The 21,541-nt window shown below is 40.3% G+C and carries 14 protein-coding genes, 1 tRNA gene and 1 pseudogene; 5 read left to right on the plus strand and 11 right to left on the minus strand.

All coding sequences use genetic code 11. The annotated features are described in order from the left end of the window. Positions 1–12: 12 nt before the first annotated feature. The 3 genes from FTV41_RS09110 to FTV41_RS09120 are packed head-to-tail and all read right to left on the minus strand — an operon-like array spanning position 13 to position 5,029. Positions 13–408: a hypothetical protein gene (locus tag FTV41_RS09110; RefSeq protein ID WP_178319016.1), complete on the minus strand. Its 396-nt coding sequence runs from the start codon at positions 406–408 to the stop codon at positions 13–15. Beyond that, complete coding sequence (locus tag FTV41_RS09115; RefSeq protein ID WP_179996429.1) at positions 405–2,156, minus strand: glycoside hydrolase family 19 protein; 1,752 nt, start codon at positions 2,154–2,156, stop codon at positions 405–407. The genes FTV41_RS09110 and FTV41_RS09115 overlap by 4 nt, the downstream gene beginning before the upstream one ends. Beyond that, positions 2,156–5,029 (minus strand): type VI secretion system Vgr family protein, encoded by a 2,874-nt coding sequence (locus FTV41_RS09120; protein ID WP_179990578.1) that lies wholly within the window; start codon positions 5,027–5,029, stop codon positions 2,156–2,158. The genes FTV41_RS09115 and FTV41_RS09120 overlap by 1 nt, the downstream gene beginning before the upstream one ends. Positions 5,030–5,423: 394 nt before the next feature. Here FTV41_RS09120 and FTV41_RS09125 point away from each other — a divergent pair, with 394 nt between their 5' ends. The 3 genes and pseudogenes from FTV41_RS09125 to FTV41_RS09135 form a co-directional block, all read left to right on the plus strand. After that, a complete protein-coding gene (locus FTV41_RS09125) occupies positions 5,424–5,651 on the plus strand; it encodes a hypothetical protein (RefSeq protein WP_004970172.1) in 228 nt (75 codons plus the stop codon). Between the two features lie 205 nt (positions 5,652–5,856). Then, positions 5,857–5,932 (plus strand) — tRNA-Thr (locus tag FTV41_RS09130). A 362-nt stretch (positions 5,933–6,294) separates the two neighbouring features. Further along, positions 6,295–6,552 (plus strand): annotated as a pseudogene (locus FTV41_RS09135) (PAAR domain-containing protein); the annotation flags it as partial. Positions 6,553–6,622: 70 nt separating this feature from the next. Here the strand turns inward: FTV41_RS09135 and FTV41_RS09140 are convergent. From FTV41_RS09140 to FTV41_RS09170, 7 genes are all read right to left on the minus strand, one after another. After that, positions 6,623–7,453 (minus strand): cyclopropane-fatty-acyl-phospholipid synthase family protein, encoded by an 831-nt coding sequence (locus tag FTV41_RS09140; RefSeq protein ID WP_179996430.1) that lies wholly within the window; start codon positions 7,451–7,453, stop codon positions 6,623–6,625. 297 nt (positions 7,454–7,750) lie between these two features. After that, complete coding sequence (locus FTV41_RS09145) at positions 7,751–9,058, minus strand: FAD-dependent oxidoreductase (RefSeq protein ID WP_179996431.1); 1,308 nt, start codon at positions 9,056–9,058, stop codon at positions 7,751–7,753. A gap of 423 nt (positions 9,059–9,481) precedes the next feature. Further along, entirely contained in the window at positions 9,482–10,366 is an 885-nt protein-coding gene (locus FTV41_RS09150; RefSeq protein WP_179996432.1) for a pirin family protein, read from the minus strand. 196 nt (positions 10,367–10,562) lie between these two features. Then, entirely contained in the window at positions 10,563–11,126 is a 564-nt protein-coding gene (gene ahpC / locus FTV41_RS09155) for an alkyl hydroperoxide reductase subunit C (RefSeq protein ID WP_004970191.1), read from the minus strand. Positions 11,127–11,376: 250 nt separating this feature from the next. After that, positions 11,377–11,952: a single-stranded DNA-binding protein gene (gene ssb / locus FTV41_RS09160; protein ID WP_096902231.1), complete on the minus strand. Its 576-nt coding sequence runs from the start codon at positions 11,950–11,952 to the stop codon at positions 11,377–11,379. Positions 11,953–12,003: 51 nt separating this feature from the next. Then, entirely contained in the window at positions 12,004–13,368 is a 1,365-nt protein-coding gene (locus tag FTV41_RS09165) for an MFS transporter (protein ID WP_179996433.1), read from the minus strand. A 215-nt stretch (positions 13,369–13,583) separates the two neighbouring features. Further along, complete coding sequence (locus tag FTV41_RS09170) at positions 13,584–14,669, minus strand: DUF475 domain-containing protein (protein WP_004970195.1); 1,086 nt, start codon at positions 14,667–14,669, stop codon at positions 13,584–13,586. A 304-nt stretch (positions 14,670–14,973) separates the two neighbouring features. Between FTV41_RS09170 and tenA the strand changes: the two genes are divergently transcribed. Both tenA and uvrA read left to right on the plus strand, forming a co-directional pair. After that, a complete protein-coding gene (gene tenA / locus FTV41_RS09175) occupies positions 14,974–15,648 on the plus strand; it encodes a thiaminase II (protein WP_136144258.1) in 675 nt (224 codons plus the stop codon). 146 nt (positions 15,649–15,794) lie between these two features. After that, complete coding sequence (gene uvrA, locus FTV41_RS09180; RefSeq protein ID WP_179996434.1) at positions 15,795–18,629, plus strand: excinuclease ABC subunit UvrA; 2,835 nt, start codon at positions 15,795–15,797, stop codon at positions 18,627–18,629. A 124-nt stretch (positions 18,630–18,753) separates the two neighbouring features. On the opposite strand, the gene FTV41_RS09185 is transcribed toward uvrA, so the two are convergent. Further along, positions 18,754–20,454 carry a GGDEF domain-containing protein gene (locus tag FTV41_RS09185; RefSeq protein ID WP_179996475.1) on the minus strand — a complete coding sequence of 567 codons (1,701 nt, stop codon included), beginning with the start codon at positions 20,452–20,454 and terminating at the stop codon, positions 18,754–18,756. Positions 20,455–21,541: the final 1,087 nt, after the last annotated feature.

Here is a 21,541-nt window from a genome sequence, read left to right on the forward strand (position 1 = left end):
TTCTTGATTTTATTAAATGCAATTAATACCCTTTGCATCTAAATTTATTTTATTAAAAACTGTTGTCTTTTTAGTTTTTAAATTTAAATATTCTGCTTCATACAAGATATAGCCTTGTGACATAAACCTGTATTGTCCATTCACTTTATTGTCAATAATCTCTTGTACTGTCCTATAAATTTCAGGCTTGGCGTTATCCCCCATATCCACTTCTTCAATCCTTAAAGTCGTAGATAGTTCAATTTTTTTCATGAATGGATAATACATAATTGAATTTATATTAGGATATTCACTAGGCACCAATAGAACAGATTTGCTACCACTACTAAAACAATAGTAATCTTTTTCTGAAGAATAAACCTGTGTACAAGAAACTAAAATAAATAACAAAATAAAGAAAATTCTCATAATTCTTTTAACCTTTTTTCAGCAAATAATTTCGCAGCATTCGCCGTATAACCATAACGCTTTCGACTCACTATCTGCCCACCTTCTTTTTTAGTACCAAATGGAAAGGTTGTCGTTTTAGTCATTTCAAGAAAACGCATATATCCTTTTTTTGCTTCGTTTAAATTTTTAATTTTTCCCTTTTTTTTACCTAGTGGATCATTCCATAGTCCCCAACCAAAGCTTTCACCACTTTTATTCTGCGCAATAGAACTTTCCTCAAAACTCAAATATGAGTCCAACGTGGCTATTATTTTTTTATTAAGATATCCACATTCTTTAATATTGAAAGCGGAAATAGCTCTTTTTAAGTAGTTCTCTCTATCATCGAAACCATTATATCCCCCATTAATTAAAGAGCATGTGGCTATCAAATCATTATTTAGTGCATAAGGAGTTAAGCCACCTGATTTAGAATGAAGCCAATACCACACCGCCGAACCTACCGCATGTTTTTTCTCCTTAGCAATACGTACTTTATTGGCTCCTAGAAAGTTCTCATTAATAGCTTTACCATATCCCTCATAATTTGATTTATAGGTAATTTGCATTAGGCCCCTACCTTTATATCCATCATAAACCTCACTTTCCGACTTTCCTCCTAGCCCTTCCTCCATAAGTCTATAACCCGCAGTTTCATGTAATGTATGTGCGATAAAATGTGCTTTTTCTAAACACCTATTCATACTTAATTTTTTAAATTGTTGATTCAAATCATTTAAAAAACTTAATGCAGTCGAAGTATTTGTAATCTTCTTAAATTCTTCTACAGTGATATCTCTATTACAAGCACACTCTGCGTTATCTATTCTTTTATTTATGGTTGGCTTATCCTGATTAGTGTTACCTTTAACGACATCCACATCCAAAACCAATTTAACATTATTTTGTTTTAAGCTTTTTACTAAATAAGTTTCTGGGCTTAAAGGAGAGCCATCTGGCTTAAATACAGTAATCTGAATTTTCTCACCAACCCTGCTTTGAACAGGAATTTTTCCATTGGATATAGAAAGAATTTTTTTAGTTTGAGTACCTAACGCAACAATTTCCACTTTGGTATTTTCAACCACATAATCTTGATGATTACGATCCAAAAGACTTATGAATGTCTTACTTATAAAATTTTCATAAGGCTCATCTAATTTAATTATGATCGGTGTTTGAGAGCCATTTTCTGAGTTAATAGTACTTTTCAGTACAAATTTATCTTCCAAATTCAAAACTAGAATTTCTATGTCCCGATTGGGTGAAGAAAGTACTTCTACAATTCCTTGCTCATCTGTCGTACGTTCAAATGAACTTTGTCTTCCTTTGGGACGAGATTTCACAGGGAAATTAATTAAAACTTTCTCATTACAATCTATGACTTTAAATAAAGTTGTGACAATTCCTTTTGAGCTAGGTGTAATTTTTTCTTTCCGATATTCTTCTATGCTTTTAGGTAAAAATACTTTTAGAGGATTGTTTCTAGAAGAAACAAGAGATGAGTTAAGCGTTTTAATCACAATATAATCTTTAGCATTAGGAGGCTTTGCCAAAATTTCTACAGTTCGATTAGGCGAACCTTGAAATATAAATAATCCCTCTTTATCTGTTTTTTTTGAATTTTCTCTTGATGAACCTTTATAACGCGATTTAACGTTTAAATTGATAACATATTTCCCAGAGGCATCATAAATTTTTGAGATTACTGTAACTAAATTACTCATTACTTAACCTCCTCTTCAGCATATACATCGTCCTCAGAGTTAATCTCCGTGACCTCATCCATTAGTTCATCTATATTGTCAAGATTCGATTCTTGGATCAGTTGTGTATATAAAGACGCGAAGCCTAAAGCAACAAAGTCTGTCGGTTGAGAGGTATAAAAGCGTAACGTACTCAATTGATTATTTTCATTTAATATAGATTTATTAGTTTTAATGAGCTTTCCATTCAATTTATCTAAAACAAAGATTTCTTTTTCTCCTGTAGAGGGCTGATTCCACTGATAATTAATTTTATTACTGAATAACGTTGGTGACTTAGGCAAGCTTATTTTTTCTTCAATAATCTTCTCCCCACCCTCAAAACAATGCTGTCCTGCTTTCGCCTCAAATTTAGCTGAAGTACTCACAAAAACACCTTTTGAATTAATTTTGATTTGTGAACCACCTGCCGTTAGCACAATTTCTTTTGGACTGGTAATTTCCACCCGATCTTCCGTAGAAATCAGCTTGATTTTCTGGCGTGCAATTGCATCTATAGCACCATCTTGTGCCTGAATTTCGACTTTACCCTTGGCTGCAAAAGCACGTATACCTTGCTCCGCTGCAAATAAACTGATTTTATCGCGTGCATGTGTAATCACAGATTTTTGGGTAGAAACATTAATACTGCCTGCGGCACTTTGATGAATATGTTGATCTGCAGAAAGGTGTAAATCTTGCTGAGTTGAAACTGCAATTGAGTTGGGCGCACAAAGAATCATAACCGCCTGCTTAAAACTTGCCGCTTTAGTTTGATCTTCTAGTTCAATTTGATTTAAAAATTCTTTGAGATGCTCCAGTGTTTCCAAAGGATCTGTTTGCTGATTTTGTGCCAACTCACTTAAGCCTTTGCTTGCCGCTAAACTGGACTCCAATTGCCTTTTGGCAGGACTCGCATCTAAATGATACGCTTGTGCCTGTGCTTGTGGATGAGTTGAAAGCAGTAAGCCTGCACCTGCACGCACAGCTCCCCACCGATCAGTTCTTAATTCAAAGCCTTCGCCGCGCCCAATTGAATCCTCCTGCCGCATTGGATGGCTCAAATATCCTAAATTCAACTGACTCGCAGCATGACTACTCTGCAATTGCGCACTGAATTGTTTGGTGGTGTCATTGAAGCGAAGTTGGTTAAACCCTGCACCACGTATTTCTTGTGAACGAATCCCGCTCAAGTATTTGGTATCGGGTAGAGTTCCAACTGTATCGAATTGTGTCTGTTGTCGTTCTGCCTCATGTAAACGTCCAACCACAAAAGGACGATCAATATTGCCATCAAAGAAATCCACCACCACAATTTCACCAATACGTGGGTGAAATCTTGCACCATAACCCTCACCTGCCCACGGTGTGAGTACATCCACCCACGCCGAATCGCTCTCATTGTCGTTGGCACCCGCACCACCATCATGCAAGTGGTCATCACTTCGGGTAAATAAAAACCGAACTTTAATACGCCCCCACGCATCTACATGCACGGTTTCATCCTCAGGTCCAACCACTTTAGCGCGCTGTGGATAAGCCACGGGACGATGCAGTAATGGATTAAACTCTGGAACGAGCGCAATATGTCGTCGAATCAAATTCAATTGACAAAATTGTTGAGGATCACCCTCCAACGGTAACTGAAATGTCCACTGACTTTGTTGCAGCAGACTCAAAAAATGCTGTTGTAATTCAGGTGCTAAATTGTTTTGGTTATAAAACTGTTTGGACAGTATTAAAAACTCTCGTTCAGTTTGGGGATGTTGATCAATTTCAGCATGCCCGTGTAATTCAAACCAATACCCCACTTGCGCATCACGTAAATTACTTTGCGCGGAAAAATATTTTGCCTGCAAATCATAATACTGAGCCAATTGTTGTCCCAATTGTTCTAATTGTTCGGTACTTGCAGCTGTCACCTGATCTTGCCCAGTTAAGTCTTGCATCCACGCAGGACTCACGCACCACGCCTGTTCTAAACTTAAAGCTTCACTATTTTGTGTGCTACTTTGTAAGGGCGATGTGAACTGTACTGAATTTTGGTCCTGTGCCAAAAGATCGGGTTGCCAGCGTTGTAACTGTACTTCAGTGGGTTGCAGGTTACGCTGTGCCATCCAAGTGTAAATGCTATCCCGCTGCTCGATTGCACTTGTACGCTGAAATGCCACTCGTCTACGTTTTAAGGGCTGATAATGACTATTCTGCTCAATCAGTCTTAATTTTTGTGTATCCATAGGCGTTAAAAAATGCTCAACCCAAGGTTGTTTTTCATCCACCAACCAATTGATGCCTTCGCTACGCCACAAACGGGTTAAAAACTCATAATCGCTTTCGTTGGATTGTATGATGAGAGGTCGAACTGCATAACGCTGACTGAGACCACTTAAATCTAAACTTAAACTTGCAGCAAATAATGCACTGCGGTCTTGCCATTCTTTAAACAGAATTTCACTCACCTCCACCACAGTTTTATTCATAAATACCCGACTGTTGCGGCGTTTATGCCACAAAGCCGTTGCATCCTGAATCTGCAATTTATAGAGACTGAGCGTGCCATCACTTTGCCCTTGCGCTGCTGCAGTAATAATGCCGCTATGTCGAAATAATTCGCCTTGATCGGTGAGTTGATCTACAGCCACCCGACTGCCAATAAATTGTTTCAACGGCAAATTTGCATGCGGTGAGAGGCATAAGACATCCATCTGCAAACCTTGGTTGATGGCATGCTGACCATAAACGCACTGCAAAAAGACCTGATGATTTAAGGCTGAATTAGAAAACTGGATATGAATTGTGCGGTGTTGAGGGCTTAAGCCAAATTTTTCTAATACAGCAAAGAGTGAACTTTGCATTGTTATTATCGTTGCTATTTTTATAGTGGCGCTATTCTAATCAGCAACTTGGCAATTATCTAGAGCGTAAAATGGATAAAGCGATAAACGGAATTTGCAGTTAAGACCATCTCCATCGCCAATTTTGATAATCCTCAATCCCTCTATTGATGAAAAATCAACAAACATGACACATTGCGTTACTCTGCAGTCAAGATAATCTTCAATCGCTATGCTACAACTGAGTTATGCCGTCAAAAAAGGAGAGGTGAAGAAATTTATTGTTTTTTATCAAAACCTTTTTTTATTTTTATTTCGTCATCTCAGCTTTCTACATAAAAGGGTCATCATTAAGCTTTAGCATAATAAAAGCATGCAAATGCCTTACATATATAACTGCTATTCGGGAGCGAACATGAATAACAGCCAAAATTATGTCAAACAAATTAAAAATGCTAAACGTGGAGGATATACGCCTACCATCGCCAAAGACATCAACAAACATAAGATTCAAAAAGCCATTCGCCTAATTGAACAATGGAGAACGCTCGCAAATGAACTCAAACCACAAATGCAACTTGATATGGCCTTTACCTTAGAAGAATGTGCACAGGATTTAGATCGCATCTTAAGAAATAAATAATCGCTTTTCACACTTCATTTCAAGTTATTTTCTTCAATGAGCCCACCCGCTGGGCTCATTTCATACAAAACCTTCTATGTGATTTCCTCGTTTGTAACGCGCCAAAATACTGTGTACAAAATCTTCAAAAACTCTATGCCCTGCATTAAACGGTTACTTTTTGGCTTGCGCACACGTAAAAATTCTGTAAAATTCTCTACACAACGCCGGCATAGCTCAGTTGGTAGAGCAACTGACTTGTAATCAGTAGGTCCACAGTTCGAATCCGTGTGCCGGCACCATATTAAACCTCATAAGTTTTTAATTTATGAGGTTTTTTGTTTCTATAAACGTATATTTTTATCTTCCTCATGCTGCTCGAATCTCCAATTTATTTAGGGCTTCGATTTATCTGCAAAACTTCAATTGCAATACAAGATTGTGACTTTTCACTTGTTAAATGTATTTTATGATTTAGAATGCTGTACACATATTTCAGATCGTATTTTTATATTGATGGTCTATTTTGTTGATGTTTCATCCATATAAACTGACATTTAAAAATATTTTTGTGAATTAAAATAAAAATTTAAAATTATAAGTCTTAGAAAATTGAGTATTAAAACAATGCTTCTCTAAAATTTTCCAGTTTAAGGAAGACCTCATGGCTCAAAGCTTTGCAACGCATCATTCCATGACCAATCATGGTGGAATCATCCTTGCCAACCAAATGCGTGTTTCTCAAATGGGAAATTTATTTTTAGTGGCGGGTGATGGACATTTCTGCCCTCAGTGCCAACGTTGGTCCACGATTATAAAAAGTCACGATCATATTCTTTTTGATGATAAAGCCGTGGCTTATGTCGGAGATCAATTGACGTGTGGCGCAAAAATTTTACCGAAGCAGTTTCATGTGGTGGGTAGGATTTAAAGCTAAGCATGGACAACTAAACACCGAAAAATCCCATCATCTAACAGCTCATTACAATAGATTAAGCTTTTTCCGCACTCACCTGCACATATTTAATCCAGCCATCTGCATAGAGCTTGGCACATAAACGTGCGGTCATGGCAATTTTAAACCAGTCTGCATCTCGCGTTTGAATTTGATGCTTGAGATGCTGATGCACATAATCAGCAAAACCCGCCAAAACCTGTGCCGACAAATCTTCCACCTGAATCTGTTTAAATTCAAACTGTGCCAAGACCGCTCGAAGCTGACTTTCGGACATTAGATCTTTAAAATTGACATCGGCAGATTTTAATAAGGCACGATATTGCAGCTGTTTGAACGCATGCGTTGGCGCTTGTTCTGCCCAAATTAAATAATGAAAGCCCAAACGTCCATTTGAATTCAAAACTGCATTGACCTGACTTAAAAATGAATTCAAATGACTGTGATATGCCGCATCAATACAGAACACCACATCAAAACGTGGTTGTGGAAAAAGTGCTTTTAAATTTAAAAATGAAGCAGCGTGAATTTTAATATTTGAATTTAAATGTTGTCGAATCGACTGCACATGATGATCTTGTAGCTCAACAGCTTCAAGTCGTTGTATTTGATAGTGTTCCAACCAATATTTAAGACTGGCACCTTGCCCACAGCCTAAATCCAACACAACATCTTTTGAATTTAAATGCACTGCTGCTGCCAAATGCGCTGCCAAATTTTGACATGCAGCGGGATAATCAGATCCCACTGCATCTGACCAATAACCTAAATTGCTCCACGGCAATGCGGAAGTATCTCCCAAATATGCCGCTTGAATGGCATATTTATGTTTTGGAAAATGCTGTCGTATCGCCTGTTGCCATTTCATGCTGACTCAGTCTAATTCAAAAAAGAGGGGCTGTTGATAATTCATCTATGTTTGCGACAACGCATATTTTTTAGCTGATATAAGGCATGAGGCAGGAAATTTAGTCATTCTAAATGACTGACTCATAACGCAATAGCAGCAAAAAATATGCTTGTCCTGAAAGGCTGTGGCTAAAACTTTCTCAGATTGCGTTATGAAACTTGGCAATAGTCTCGCTATTCCCTGCGTTTCATGCCTGATCTGCTCAGTTTTAGCCTACAGCACAAACCATTTATGAAATATCAACAGACCCTAAACTTAATAACCTAATTGCGGCGCAACCTCAACTTGTGGTTTTAAATCAACAAACGGTAATGGTGCACCAAAAATTTCTGCAATATGCATAGCGGAAGTCACTGCAGATTCTAAAATTGGTAAACCATCGCACGACCATGAACCGCAGAAGAACACTTTACGATTGTCTTGGTGATGGCGCTGCTGCAACTCTTTGTTTAATGCCACTGTCTTTGAATCCACCACAGCGCGGGTTAAAGTTACCGTTGAAATGATCTTTTTCGGATCAATTGGTGTAACTGGACGCCATGTTTGGAACACTGGCGATTTACCGACCAAAGTTGGTTCGATCGAGTTAAGCCATACCGTAAATTGCTGACGAGTAAATTTACGATCCATCATATAACTTAAAACAGACCAATCTTTACGTTTTGGCGGCATCACCGTTTGATCAGTGTGAATCACCAAATCACCCTGCTCGAATTTGAACTGTTTAAGCAATTCAATATCTTCTGCAAATTGTTGATTGTCCAAGAAGTCTTGGACTTTAGTGGTTGGCGTTGCAATCACCACACGGTCAAATGTTTGCGACTGACCCTCAGAATTTTCAACAATTACACCATCTTCTTGTTGATGAACACGAGTAATCGCTGCACCACTTTGAATATTAATACCTTCAATCAACTTATCAACCAATGCAGGCGTGCCACCTTGTAAACGCAATAATGCATCACCATCAGTCAATTGGCGTAAAAATACCAACAATGGTTTTGCTGGCCATTCACCAATGGTTTTAGGGTCACAAGTACAAATGGTGTAAAGCACTGGCATCACTGCACCATGCCAAAACACTTCTTCAATTTCGTTACGGTTGATAAATTCCGCAAGGGTAATGTCTTGGTTTTTAGATTTGAAAAATTTAGCGATGGCTGTTTTTAACTGCAACATGCCTTTTACCAAACGCCAGCCGTATTGTTGTATGCCTTTACGGTTGTTAATGATTGGGAAATTACCAATACGGGTACGGCTTGTGGTCAGCCAAGTTTCGGTACGATCTTCAAATAACCAACTGCACGCCATATAAGTACGCACAGGATAAGTTTTAATGCCTAAATGTGTGGCCAAGCTGAGGGTGTTTTTCCACAAATGTGGGTTCATGACCCGTAACGGCGCATCAATTAAACCATCCTCAAATTCGATGCTATGACTGTCCATTCCACGACCAGGCAGCGCCTCAAAAATTGTAATGTTATGCCCTGCATCTTTAAGAATTCTTGCGGTAGCCAGTCCAGCCATACCACTACCGATCACTGCGATATCCAAATCGATCATCCATCTTTTTACATACTTTATGAAATTATGAACCATGCCTAAGGAAAATGAGCTATTAAAAACTACCAGATTGTGTACTTTTCACAGAGAAACAACACAAAGTACATTGGCAATATGATTACATTTTTTAACAATCAGAAAGTGCTTAAATAAGCCTTAGAATTTATTCATATTATTTCTTTAATACTATAAATAGTGTTCTAAACCATGTAGATAAATTCACCAATTTTATAATTTTCGTTTTACAAATAAATCTCTAAACGCTATGATACCAAGCACAAAAATGATAGCTACATCACATATAATTATCATAAGGAATATGATCAATCCGCTAAAACTAGAAATTTGACAGCGCCAGAACAACAAAAGCCTCGGTCGGGACATCGACATGAGGCTTTTTTCTTGGCTAAGATTTTTTAAAGCTTAACCCGCTTGATGTTGAATCGGAATTTCACCAAACTTGCCTTGATTAAAATCTTCAAAAGCTTGAATGATTTCCTGCTTGGTATTCATGACAAATGGACCATAGCCTTGAATAGGTTCATTTAATGGCTTGCCTGTCAGCACTAAAAATTGCGTATCTTGCAGTGCTTCAAGCTGAATTAACGCTTCGCCATCTTGAGCAAATAACACCACTGAGTGATCTTGCACAAGTTGACTGCCATTGACCCGCACTTCACCTGCCAACACCACCAATAAAGTATTGTGATCTACCGGCACATGCAGCGCTTTGGTCTGTGCAGCTTTCAATTGTCCATCCCAAACATTGACAGGGCTAAAGGTGCTGGCAGGCCCAGATTGCTCTGCGTACTGACCTGCAATAATGCGTAAATGCCCCGCCTGATTTTCAAACTCAATTTTCGGAATATTTTGAGATTCAATGGCTTGATAACGTGGCGATGTCATTTTGTCTGCGGCAGGCAAATTCACCCAAAGCTGCACCATTTCAAACAATCCGCCTTGTGCTGCATAGTCTTTGGAGTGAAATTCCTCATGCACCACACCCGCACCTGCTGTCATCCACTGCACATCGCCTGTTTTGATGGTGCCACCACCACCTGCCGAATCTTTATGCGTCACTTCGCCCCGATAGGCAAGCGTCACCGTTTCAAAACCGCGATGTGGATGCGAACCAACACCATGTTGTGCGGTAGTCGCATCAAAATGATACGGCGCTGCATAATCCAAGAGTAAAAATGGACTGATCGCCTGCCCTAAACGGTCATAAGAAAATAGATTTTTGACTGGAAAACCATCGCCCACCCAATGCATGTTTTGGTTGCGATATAAACCGATTATTTTTTTCATGTGTTACACCTATTGCTAGGAGAATAGATGTTTTGATCTTAATCGCTCATCGCACCACAACCTAGTGCAAATTTGGCATACAGCATTGCAAGAATGGAATAATCTTGCTGAAACTTATACATGGTTAAACAAATCATGAGCATAAAAAATCCAGAAGCGAGGTTCTGGATTTTTAAAATTGAGTGCGATGATTCGATTAGATTTTACCCACCAAATCAATAGATGGTGCTAGGGTTGCATCGCCTTCTTTCCACTTGGCAGGGCAAACTTCGCTAGGGTGTGCATGCACATATTGCGCTGCTTTTACTTTACGCAACAACTCTTGCGCGTCACGACCAATACCGCCTGCATTGATTTCTACAATTTGGATTTTACCTTCAGGGTCAATCACGAAAGTACCACGATCTGCCAAACCTTCTGCTTCAATCAGCACCTCAAAGTTTTTAGACAATGTCCAAGTTGGGTCGCCAATCATTGGATATTGAATCTTTTTAATTTCTTCTGAGGTGTCGTGCCATGCTTTATGGGTAAAGTGTGTGTCTGTAGATACTGAGTAAATTTCCACACCCATTTTTTGGAATTCAGCATATTGATCGGCTAAATCGGCAAGTTCAGTTGGGCAAACAAAGGTGAAATCTGCAGGGTAGAAAAACACCACTGACCATTTACCAATAAAGTCTTGCTCAGATACGTCAATAAATTGACCATTGTGGTAAGCGGTTGCGTTAAATGCTTTGACTTGGGTATTGATTAAACTCATGGATGACTCCTCAATTCGTTTCGGGGATTGCTTATCTTGTGTAGCTAGAATACGAAAATCGAAAGAATCGGTAAAACAGTGTTTTTTTATAAAAATAATCGGATTTATGAATTATAAATCCTATCATAGTTTGAAATTTAATCGAGAAAATAGATATTTGCTAAATATCTGCATAAAAAACCCTTTGTCGAAACAAAGGGTTTGGATGATGATTTTCCATTTTGAATCAAATGGCTATCTCTAGTATGTCTCAAAACGGCAAATCATCATCTAAATCTGCAGGTGCGGTTGCAGGCGCAGCTTGTGGCTTCGGTGCAAAACCACTTGGGTTATTGTTGGCATAGCCACCACCCTGATTTTGGTTAAAACCGCCTTGATTTTGATTCGCATAACCTGTGGCTGGAGCTTGGTTCTGATTGCCATAACCGCCTTGGTTATTGTTAAAACGTGGTTGAGCAAAGCCACCATCTTGCTGGTCAGATTGTCCACGGTTAGCAGAGTCGAGCATTTGCATTTGATCGCCACGAATTTCAGTGGTGTAACGCTCTTGACCATTTTGGTCTGTCCACTGACGCGTACGCAATGAACCTTCAATATATACTTTAGAACCTTTGCGTAAATATTGCTGTGCAATCTCGCCTAAACGGTTATGTAAAACAATGCGATGCCACTCTGTTTGCTCTTTACGCTCACCTGTGTTTTTGTCTGTCCAGACATCACTGGTTGCGATAGAAAATTGAGTGAGAGAACCACCATTTGGGAAAGTTTTTGTTTCAGGATCACGACCTAAAGTACCCACTAAAATGACTTTATTTACACCACGCATTAGACGTTTTCTTCCTATTTGTTTCTATTATTTACTTTATAAGAGTTATGCTTAAATGGCTACCTCTTTCCCAAACAAGTGCGTTAATTGTTGTCGCGCAGCATCATCAATTTGCTGTTTATCCACTTTCACATAAGCCACTTGCTGGTCAGACATCACCACGACCTCTTCAATACCACGAATTGCCAAAAGTTGAGAAGTCCATTCATCTGTTTCTCGGTTCTCAGGCAAACGCAACACCAAAGACGAAAGATAGCGCGGCTGCGCCAATCCAAAACTAACGAATAGCCAAATTATAGCAATCGCGGTCAAAATACTCCAACCCATTGCGGTGTGGTTGAGCATCAATAATTGTCCGCCAATCATCCCACCAAAGAATGCACCCAAAAACTGACTGCTGGCATTTACACCCATCGCGGTGGCTTTAGATTGAATTGGTGCAGCCTTTGACAACCACGAAGGTAATAAGGCTTCCATAACGTTAAAGGCAATAAAGAATAAACCCAAACCCAATAAAAGGATGTATTTCGATTCAAACCCGAAAATCAGCACCAACAGCCCTAAAATAATACCTGCAATCGCGGTCAGGAAAATACCACGCATTTTGCGATATTTTTCTGCCAAAACAATGCTTGGAAATGCCACGAACAGACTGACCAACAACAATGGCAAATACACCCAACCATGATGCTGCAAAGGAATATCGGCAAATTGGATTAATTGCGAAGGCACATAAATAAACATGGCAGTCAGCAATAAATGTAAAGTAAATACCGATACATGCAGGCGGTTTAAATCGCCCATTTTCAGGACTTGCTTTAACTGAGTGATATAGCCTTGCTGAAAATTACGATGATGGCGCGTGACTTTAGGCACCAATAACAGCATGAGAATTGCTGCCAACCCCATCACTGTGGTCACCCAAAACAGTCCTGAAATACCGACCCAGCCCGTAAGCCATGGCCCTAAACTAAAGGCCACTACAAAAGACATACCGATACTCATACCCATCACCGCCATGGCTTTCATGCGGTTTTCTTCGCGGGTCACATCGGCCAGTAATGCCATCACCACGGCAGATACTGCGCCACCACCTGCAATGGCACGACCAATAATCACGCCATAAATGGTGCCAGACATGGCTGCAATTGCACCACCCAAAGCAAACAGTAATAAGCCAAAAACCACCAATGGCTTACGGCTATAACGGTCTGCAATTAAGCTAAACGGAATTTGTAAAATGGCTTGGGTGAGTCCATAAACACCAACGGCAAGACCAATCAGTGCAGGAGTTGAGTATTGATATGACTGCCCTGCTACTGAAAATACAGGAATAATCATGAACAGACCCAACATGCGCAATGCAAAAATACTGCTTAAAGCAAAGGTCGAGCGGCGTTCTAAGGCATTCATCATATCAATCGACTAAAACTAAATAATTTTGAATTTGCAGATATCCTACAACATTCAGCTTAAGGATGCTGATTTTTCCCGATGTTTATTCAACAGACCCTACTTTTTCAATAAAAAAGGGCGCAACGTTGTGCACCCAAATTTATATTTTATACAGTCTTCATCACCGTATTGCTCTGTGATTTCGCGGCAATACAGCAACGGGCATCACCATAGCATTAACCCGCTTTTGCCTGACGTTTTTTAAATTGAATAGATGCAATCACCGCCCAAACAATAAAGGCAACACCAATTAAACCTGTCACCACTTCTGGCACATGCAAGCCTGTACCGCTGGCAATCATAATAAAGGCCAACGCACCAATCGCATAGTGCGCACCGTGTTCAAGGTAAATATAGGCATCCAACGTGCCTTTTTCGACTAAATAAATCGTCATCGAACGCACGAAAATTGCACCAATCGCCAAGCCTAACATGATGATCACCACATCAGAGGTGATTGCAAATGCACCAATGACACCATCAAAACTGAACGAGGCATCTAGCACTTCCAGATATAAAAAGCCCCCAATACCCGCTTTCACCACGCCTGTCGGTACGCCATTTTCGTCATGACGGACAGCATTGCCCTGTTCATCGACCTCTGGTTCACCGCCCAACATGTGACTCAGCACTTGTACGCCAATATAAATCACGATGCCCCAAATACCCGCCATCGTCACCACAAGGCGCTTATCTTCCACCACATTGGCCGCCATGATTAACAAAGTCACTAAGGCCAAAAATACCGACATGGCAGGCACGCTTGCCAGATTGCTCAAACGACGCTCAAACCATCTAAACCAGTGCGTGTCTTTTTCATCATCCAAGAAAAAGTTTAGGAAAACCATCAACAAGAATGCGCCACCAAAAGCAGCAATTTCAGGGTGATGTGCCATCAGTTTAGCCGAATATTGCTTCGGATCATTCAATGCCAGTTGCACCACTTCCATCATGCCCATATCGGCAGTGACCGCCACAATGACCACAGGGAAAATTAAACGCATACCAAAAACTGCAATGATAATCCCCACGGTTAAAAACAGCATTTTCCAGAAATGATCCCAACCGCGCAGCACTGACGCATTCACCACCGCGTTATCAAACGACAACGACACTTCCATAATCGCCAAAATTGCGGTAATGGTTAGTGCGGTAAGCATGGTTTGCACACCTGCTTCTGGGCCATGGGTATAGCCCCAGTATGCAGATAGCGCAAGACACACAATCGAAAATACGATTGAGAAACCAAAATGTTTCATCATGAGAAACGACCTATCACTATATTTTGATCTGAACTTTTCATCTGCCGAATCTGTACCATCAACGCAAAGTACAGTTTTGATTAAGCTTTAACAGATACAAAAATTCTGAAAATTGAATTGCCCGAATTTTAAATCGGACAAAAACTGAGAATGTAAAATTTTATGCTGCAATTATGACGCTTTTTCCTCAACTTCGGCAAAATTCTTCGTATGATTTTTGGTTTCCCGATCAGATACCGTGAAAACCGTGTTTTTCATTCCCAAACTACTATAGTGAAATGCAACGACATATTAGGAATTTAGGATGCGCTTTTCTCAAGACGCTTGGCAACGTAACCTTGCCCTTTATCACAAGACGCTCGCTTTACCATTTAATCAGAAGTTGGCACAAGGCACCTTAAGTAAAGCTGCTTTTGCACATTATGTGATTCAAGATTCACATTACTTAATTGCCTACGGGCGTGCACTGGCAGTCTGTGCGGCTAAAGCTTTTGATGCAGATGATATTATTCAGTTCGCAGATGCCGCCAAAATCGCAATTGTGGTGGAACGTACCTTACATGACAGCTTTATGCAGGAGTTTGATATTTCCAAACAGGAATTTGAAAGTACTCCGCTGACCCTTGCCTGTCATCACTACACTTCTTATTTAGTCGCAACCGCATGGTCAGAAAGCTATCCTGTGGTATTGGCATCACTACTGCCATGTTTCTGGATTTATGCCGAAGTTGGTAAAGATATCGTCAATAATTCTGCACCGAATAATCCGTATCAGGCATGGGTCGATACCTATTCGGGCGAGGAATTCCACACCGCAGTCAATAATGTGATTCAAACCATAGACCGTGTTGCTGCGCGCTGTGATGCCGATACCCTTGAAAAAATGCACCACGCCTACACCAAAGCTGCAGAACTGGAATGGTTATTCTGGGATAGCGCCTATCATCAACGTCAGTGGCCGGGTTTAGATCAAGCTTAACGGCCGCCCTCACGCACCGTATGGCAATCGCTCCATACATACAGTGCGACAGCTCATGACCGATAAAGCATGAAAAATAACACTTGAACAATTTTCATGCGCTATCATATATAGGTTTTTCATTTGCAAAATATCGAGAAGTTTTTATGAGCCAAAGTCATATCCGTATTCGAGGTGCACGTACCCATAACCTAAAAAACGTGAACCTTGATATTCCACGCGATAAATTTGTGGTAATTACGGGTTTATCTGGTTCAGGAAAATCTTCACTGGCGTTTGATACCCTTTATGCCGAAGGACAGCGTCGTTATGTCGAATCGCTTTCTGCATACGCACGCCAGTTTTTATCGCAAATGGAAAAACCTGAAGTCGACTCGATTGAAGGTCTAAGTCCCGCAATTGCCATTGAACAGAAATCGACCAGCCATAACCCGCGTTCAACCGTGGGTACCATTACCGAAATTTACGACTATTTGCGTTTACTGTATGCACGTGTCGGCACACCTTACTGTCCTGAACATGATTTACCAATGGTGGCGCAAACTGTTTCAGAAATGGTCGATGCTGTAAAAGCACTGGAAGAAGGCACTGCCTTAATGCTACTCGCGCCTGTGATTCGTGAGCGTAAAGGCGAATATGTGCATCTGTTTGAACAGCTACAAAGTCAGGGTTTTGTACGCGCCCGAGTTGATGGCGAAGTCATGGACATTGACCCACCACCAGAACTCGATAAAAAGAAAAAACATACCATTGAAGTGGTGGTAGACCGTTTTAAAATCCGAGATGATTTGGGCAACCGTATTGCCGAAAGCTTTGAAACTGCACTGCGTTTAGGTGGCGATTTAGCCATTTTATCGTGGATGAATGCGGAACAACCTGATCGTATTTTTTCGGCCAAGCACTCTTGCCCGCAATGTGACCGTGCCGTGGCAGAACTTGAACCGCGCCTGTTCTCATTTAACAACCCTTTTGGCGCTTGTCCAACTTGTGATGGTTTGGGGACACGTAGCCATTTCAGTGCGGAAAAATTGATTCCAAACCCTGAACTGTCGATTAGTCAGGGCGCAATTCGCGGCTGGGACAGACAGCGTCCGTATTATTACAGCATGCTGGAAAAAGTCGCGGCACATTATGAACTCTCACTCGATACGGCATGGAATCAGCTGGACAGCGTGACACAAAAGAAATTCCTGTATGGCACAGGTAAAGACAAAATTGACCTGAGCTATACTGATGAACGTGGACGCCACCATAAACGTGTGATTGCGTTTGAAGGCGTGTTACCGCATTTAGAACGTCGTTACCGTGAAACCGAAAGTAATTATGTACGTGATGATTTGGCGCAGTATTTATCTAATGCTGCCTGTGATGCCTGCGGTGGTTCACGTTTAAATGAAATCTCTCGTAATGTCCGCGTGAAAGACAAAACCATTGCTCAAATTACCCAAATGTCGATTGGCGATGCCGAAGACTACTATCAAGGCTTAAATCTTGAAGGGGCCAAAGGTGAAGTCGCAGATAAAATCTTTAAAGAAATTCGTGAACGTCTGCACTTTTTAGTGTCGGTGGGTTTGAATTATTTAAGTCTGTCACGCTCCGCCGAAACTCTTTCAGGCGGTGAAGCACAACGTATCCGCTTGGCATCTCAAATTGGTGCGGGGCTTATGGGCGTGATGTATGTGCTAGATGAACCTTCAATTGGCTTGCACCAGCGTGACAATGATCGCTTGTTGGAAACCCTGATTCGTTTACGTGACTTGGGTAACACGGTGTTAGTGGTAGAACACGATGAAGATGCGATTCGCGCTGCCGACCATATTATTGATATTGGCCCAGGTGCAGGTGTGCATGGTGGACATATTATTGCCGAAGGCACCTATGCAGAACTGGCCGAACATGCAGACTCCCTAACAGGGCAGTATTTATCGGGCAAATTAAAAATTGAAGTGCCGAAAACGCGCACCCAACCGCCACATCCCGAACAACAAATTAAGCTAATGGGCGCAGCAGGACATAACCTGAAAAAAGTGGATCTCACTTTGCCTTTAGGGGTAATGACTTGTGTCACAGGCGTGTCGGGTTCAGGAAAATCCACCCTAATTAACCGTACTTTGTTGCCTTTGGCTGCAACACAATTAAATGGCGCAACTACATTAACCGCAGAAAAATTCGACTCGATTGATGGTTTGCAATATTTAGATAAAGTGGTGGATATTGACCAAAGCCCGATTGGGCGAACGCCACGCTCGAACCCCGCGACCTATACAGGCTTGTTCACTCCAATTCGTGAGCTGTTTGCGCAAACCCCTGAAGCTAAAGCACGTGGCTATGCAGCAGGACGCTTCTCCTTTAACGTTAAAGGTGGACGCTGCGAAGCTTGTGAGGGTGATGGCATGATTAAAGTTGCCATGCACTTCTTGCCAGATATGTACGTGCCTTGCGATGCCTGTCATGGTAAACGCTATAACCGCGAAACTTTGGAAGTCAGTTATAAAGGTCGCAATATTTCTGATGTTTTGGAAATGACCGTTGAAGATGCCATGCATTTCTTTGATGCCATTCCTGTGATTCATCGTCGGTTGGAAACGTTAAATCAGGTTGGCTTGGGTTATATCCGCCTTGGTCAATCAGCTACAACTTTATCTGGCGGTGAAGCACAGCGCGTAAAACTGGCGCGTGAACTGGCCAAACGAGATACAGGCAAAACCCTGTATGTACTGGATGAACCGACCACTGGTTTGCACTTCCATGACATTGCCAAATTGCTCGACATCCTGCATGAGCTACGCAACAAGGGTAATACCATTGTGGTGATTGAACACAACCTAGATGTGATTAAAACTGCAGACTGGATTGTCGATTTAGGCCCTGAAGGTGGTGCAGGCGGTGGACAAATCATTGCCGAAGGCACACCTGAAACTGTCGCAAAATCTAAAATTTCACATACCGCAAAATTCTTAAAACCGATGTTAAAAGGCTAAAATAGATTATTTCAGTTTTTAAGCCCATTCAAGTTTAAATACAGATTCAGCACAAACTTGTGCTGAATCTTTCACTCTAGGCTTTTTATCACTTCGGAAATGCTCGTGGATCAATTACTGTGACTTAGTCACCAGCAACGGCATTGCGCCCACGTGCTTTGGCTCTAAATAAGTGTTTATCGGCTTTTTCCAACAATCTGCTCCATGACGCAGCACCCACCGCCACGCCAGCACTGACCGACACTTGAATATAATCATTCAGTTCTGGAATAAAAATTTCTTGATTCACAATATGGCAGCGCAATTTATCTGCCAAATACAGCGCCTCAGTAAATTCTATTTGCTCAATCAAAACCAAAAACTCATCGCCACCATAACGCACCACCAAGTCTGAGGCACGGACATGCGCTTTGAGAGTATCGGCAATACATTTTAAAGCTTGGTCACCTACCACATGCCCGAAGGTATCGTTAATGTGTTTGAATTTATCCACATCCATAATAATCAGACCAGTTTTGCTCAATTTTTCAGGTCGATGTTCTAAATATTTGATGTATTCCTCAAGCGCCAAACGGTTGGAAACACCAGTTAAGGCATCGGTATTGGCAATATTACGCAGCTGAAATTCTAAAATATCGCGCTGCTCTAGGCGTTGTTTTAATTTTTGAATGGCCTCAAAGAGCGTTACCTTGTCTGGATTTTGCGTACCTTGAGCTTCATCTTCATAAGCTGCCAAACGTAAAATTTGGCTGCGTGCCTGAATTAAAGGAATAAAGACCTTTGAGCGCGCATAGACCATAGTGAAAATCGCAGCCAATAACGAAATAATTGACACCACTAGCGTTAAAATAAAAGTACGCTGAGCCTGATGATAATCTTTGTGTGCAACCTGCAAACTGTGCGCTAATATAAATGACTGCAAACTGACCACAGTGTTGAATTTATCCACCATTTTTTGGGTGAGTTCAGTACCTGTCAATGAATAAGGTTGTCCATGAATACTTTGCTGAATCAATTGATTAACGATAGGAATTCCCTCATCCAAAAACTCCTTTTTTAATTGATTATGCAAAATATTATATTCAGGAATTTTATGTGCTTCAGGCAAAATGGTATGGATTAAATCCCACAAATAATAAGCTTGGCGTTGGATTTGCAAAGAGCTCGCCAAATTGGTTTCAGGAATTTTTTCAGCAAACGTTACCGCGGCAATAATATTGGATGCCACCCTTCCCGCTTGATCACGCAAATCTGAAAGAACAAAAATCACACTATAATAGGTCGATACCGATGAGTCTTTTGCCACTGAATCGAGCATGACGTGTTTCAGCACATGCTGAGAACTGTCCCATGCCGCAAACATTTTTTGAATCGCATGATCCATCTGTTGAGAGCTACGCAAATGCTGTGGAGTTGCTGCATATTCATCGACCGCCTGACGCCCTTGTTCTAAAGCGGTCTTTAATTGATGCGATAAATGATGCGCATGGATAATAAAACCTTCTTTTCTTAAAATATTGATGGTCTGTTCTACTTGTTGATCCACGCCAGCACGGTACGCTTTCAGTTCTTGTAAATTTTGCTGAAATTCAGCTGCTGAACTCGACATGACTTTATTCGCAGGCGCTCGTTCACGCGAAATACTATTGGTCAGTTCAGCCACTTTGCCTAATACGGAAATTTCAATTAAAGCACGTTTTGTTTTTTGATAACTCTGATAACTATTCACCATCAGAGGAACGCAAATAAAAAGCAATGACACGATAATAATGATCATCGAGATCAACAGTCGCTGACTGATATGCTCTGTGCGCAATTTCATCATCATGCTAAGTTTTACCTACGTCATTATAACTGTGCAAAATCGTGGACTTGATCACTTAATCGGCGACTATATTACATGAGCAATCTTTAAATTACTTACAAAAAAGATAATTAATTCACTTATATTTTGAATTATTTAGTTTTTATCACCAAATCATAACAGCTAAATTGGATCTGATATTTTAAACCTGTCTAACTAGAGCATCTTATTCAAGAAAACTTCTAAGCGCATACCCATGACCCATTTGCTTAAAACAACAAATACAAAAAATAATGTTTCAGCATGCAGAAAATATTTTACAGATGCAACATTTGGGTGCATAATGCACCTCATTAGGGCGAGTTTAGTTTTTCCTCAGCAGTAAACTAAATTTACCCGCAAATTTTGGCGAAAAATCCCAGTTTTTGAAAGAAAACTGGGATTTTTTTATGGGTTTTGATCATATCACACCCTCATACTGCACCATATCGGTGCAATTTTCGCAAAACCATTTGCGTTTTCACATGCAAAAAAAAACCCAACCTTGGGGAAAGTTGGGCAGATAAAAAGCAAACAATTATGGAGAATCAGATCGCACTACTGGATGAACCAAGCTTAGGATTTGATGGTTAAATTATGAGATAAGTCACATAATTTACAAACCCGACTTAAGTAGTAGGACTTCATGGTGGAATTATGAAATAAATCACAGTTTATGTAAAGCCTAGTCAACCAGTCTGATTTATTTTTATACAAATATTAAAATTTAATGTGACTAAACTCACATTAATTCAAATATTCCACTCAAATTCAGTCTAAACAAGCCTTCTTTATTGCTTGTTTTTTACCCAAATATCATGATTTCACCCTAAAACAGGTGAATTTTTCCGTTATTCTTCACATTCCAAGAATTATTATTAAAGATAATTTCAATAAAACTGATCGATTAATCCAATTAATGCTTTGCTTATTATTTCTACTTTTGTTGCAAAAACGAACATATCGACTTGTTATCCATACAGTTTTTAGGTTGACAGCAAAAATTTTATTTGAATATTTTTTAAACAACAAAGTCAATTGGACTTAATTCTTAAATAAAGTCCTTTTA

Source organism: Acinetobacter sp. YH16051 (genome assembly GCF_013417135.1).
Classification (GTDB): Bacteria; Pseudomonadota; Gammaproteobacteria; order Pseudomonadales; family Moraxellaceae; genus Acinetobacter; species Acinetobacter towneri.

Bases quoted from the DNA above. Each gene is read 5' to 3' on its own strand.
- FTV41_RS09110 (WP_178319016.1), bottom strand. From the start codon at position 408: ATGAGAATTTTCTTTATTTTGTTATTTATTTTAGTTTCTTGTACACAG.
- FTV41_RS09115 (WP_179996429.1), bottom strand. From the start codon at position 2,156: ATGAGTAATTTAGTTACAGTAATCTCAAAAATTTATGATGCCTCTGGG.
- FTV41_RS09120 (WP_179990578.1), bottom strand. From the start codon at position 5,029: ATGCAAAGTTCACTCTTTGCTGTATTAGAAAAATTTGGCTTAAGCCCT.
- FTV41_RS09125 (WP_004970172.1), top strand. From the start codon at position 5,424: ATGAATAACAGCCAAAATTATGTCAAACAAATTAAAAATGCTAAACGT.
- FTV41_RS09140 (WP_179996430.1), bottom strand. From the start codon at position 7,453: ATGAAATGGCAACAGGCGATACGACAGCATTTTCCAAAACATAAATAT.
- FTV41_RS09145 (WP_179996431.1), bottom strand. From the start codon at position 9,058: ATGATCGATTTGGATATCGCAGTGATCGGTAGTGGTATGGCTGGACTG.
- FTV41_RS09150 (WP_179996432.1), bottom strand. From the start codon at position 10,366: ATGAAAAAAATAATCGGTTTATATCGCAACCAAAACATGCATTGGGTG.
- ahpC (WP_004970191.1), bottom strand. From the start codon at position 11,126: ATGAGTTTAATCAATACCCAAGTCAAAGCATTTAACGCAACCGCTTAC.
- ssb (WP_096902231.1), bottom strand. From the start codon at position 11,952: ATGCGTGGTGTAAATAAAGTCATTTTAGTGGGTACTTTAGGTCGTGAT.
- FTV41_RS09165 (WP_179996433.1), bottom strand. From the start codon at position 13,368: ATGATGAATGCCTTAGAACGCCGCTCGACCTTTGCTTTAAGCAGTATT.
- FTV41_RS09170 (WP_004970195.1), bottom strand. From the start codon at position 14,669: ATGATGAAACATTTTGGTTTCTCAATCGTATTTTCGATTGTGTGTCTT.
- tenA (WP_136144258.1), top strand. From the start codon at position 14,974: ATGCGCTTTTCTCAAGACGCTTGGCAACGTAACCTTGCCCTTTATCAC.
- uvrA (WP_179996434.1), top strand. From the start codon at position 15,795: ATGAGCCAAAGTCATATCCGTATTCGAGGTGCACGTACCCATAACCTA.
- FTV41_RS09185 (WP_179996475.1), bottom strand. From the start codon at position 20,454: ATGATGAAATTGCGCACAGAGCATATCAGTCAGCGACTGTTGATCTCG.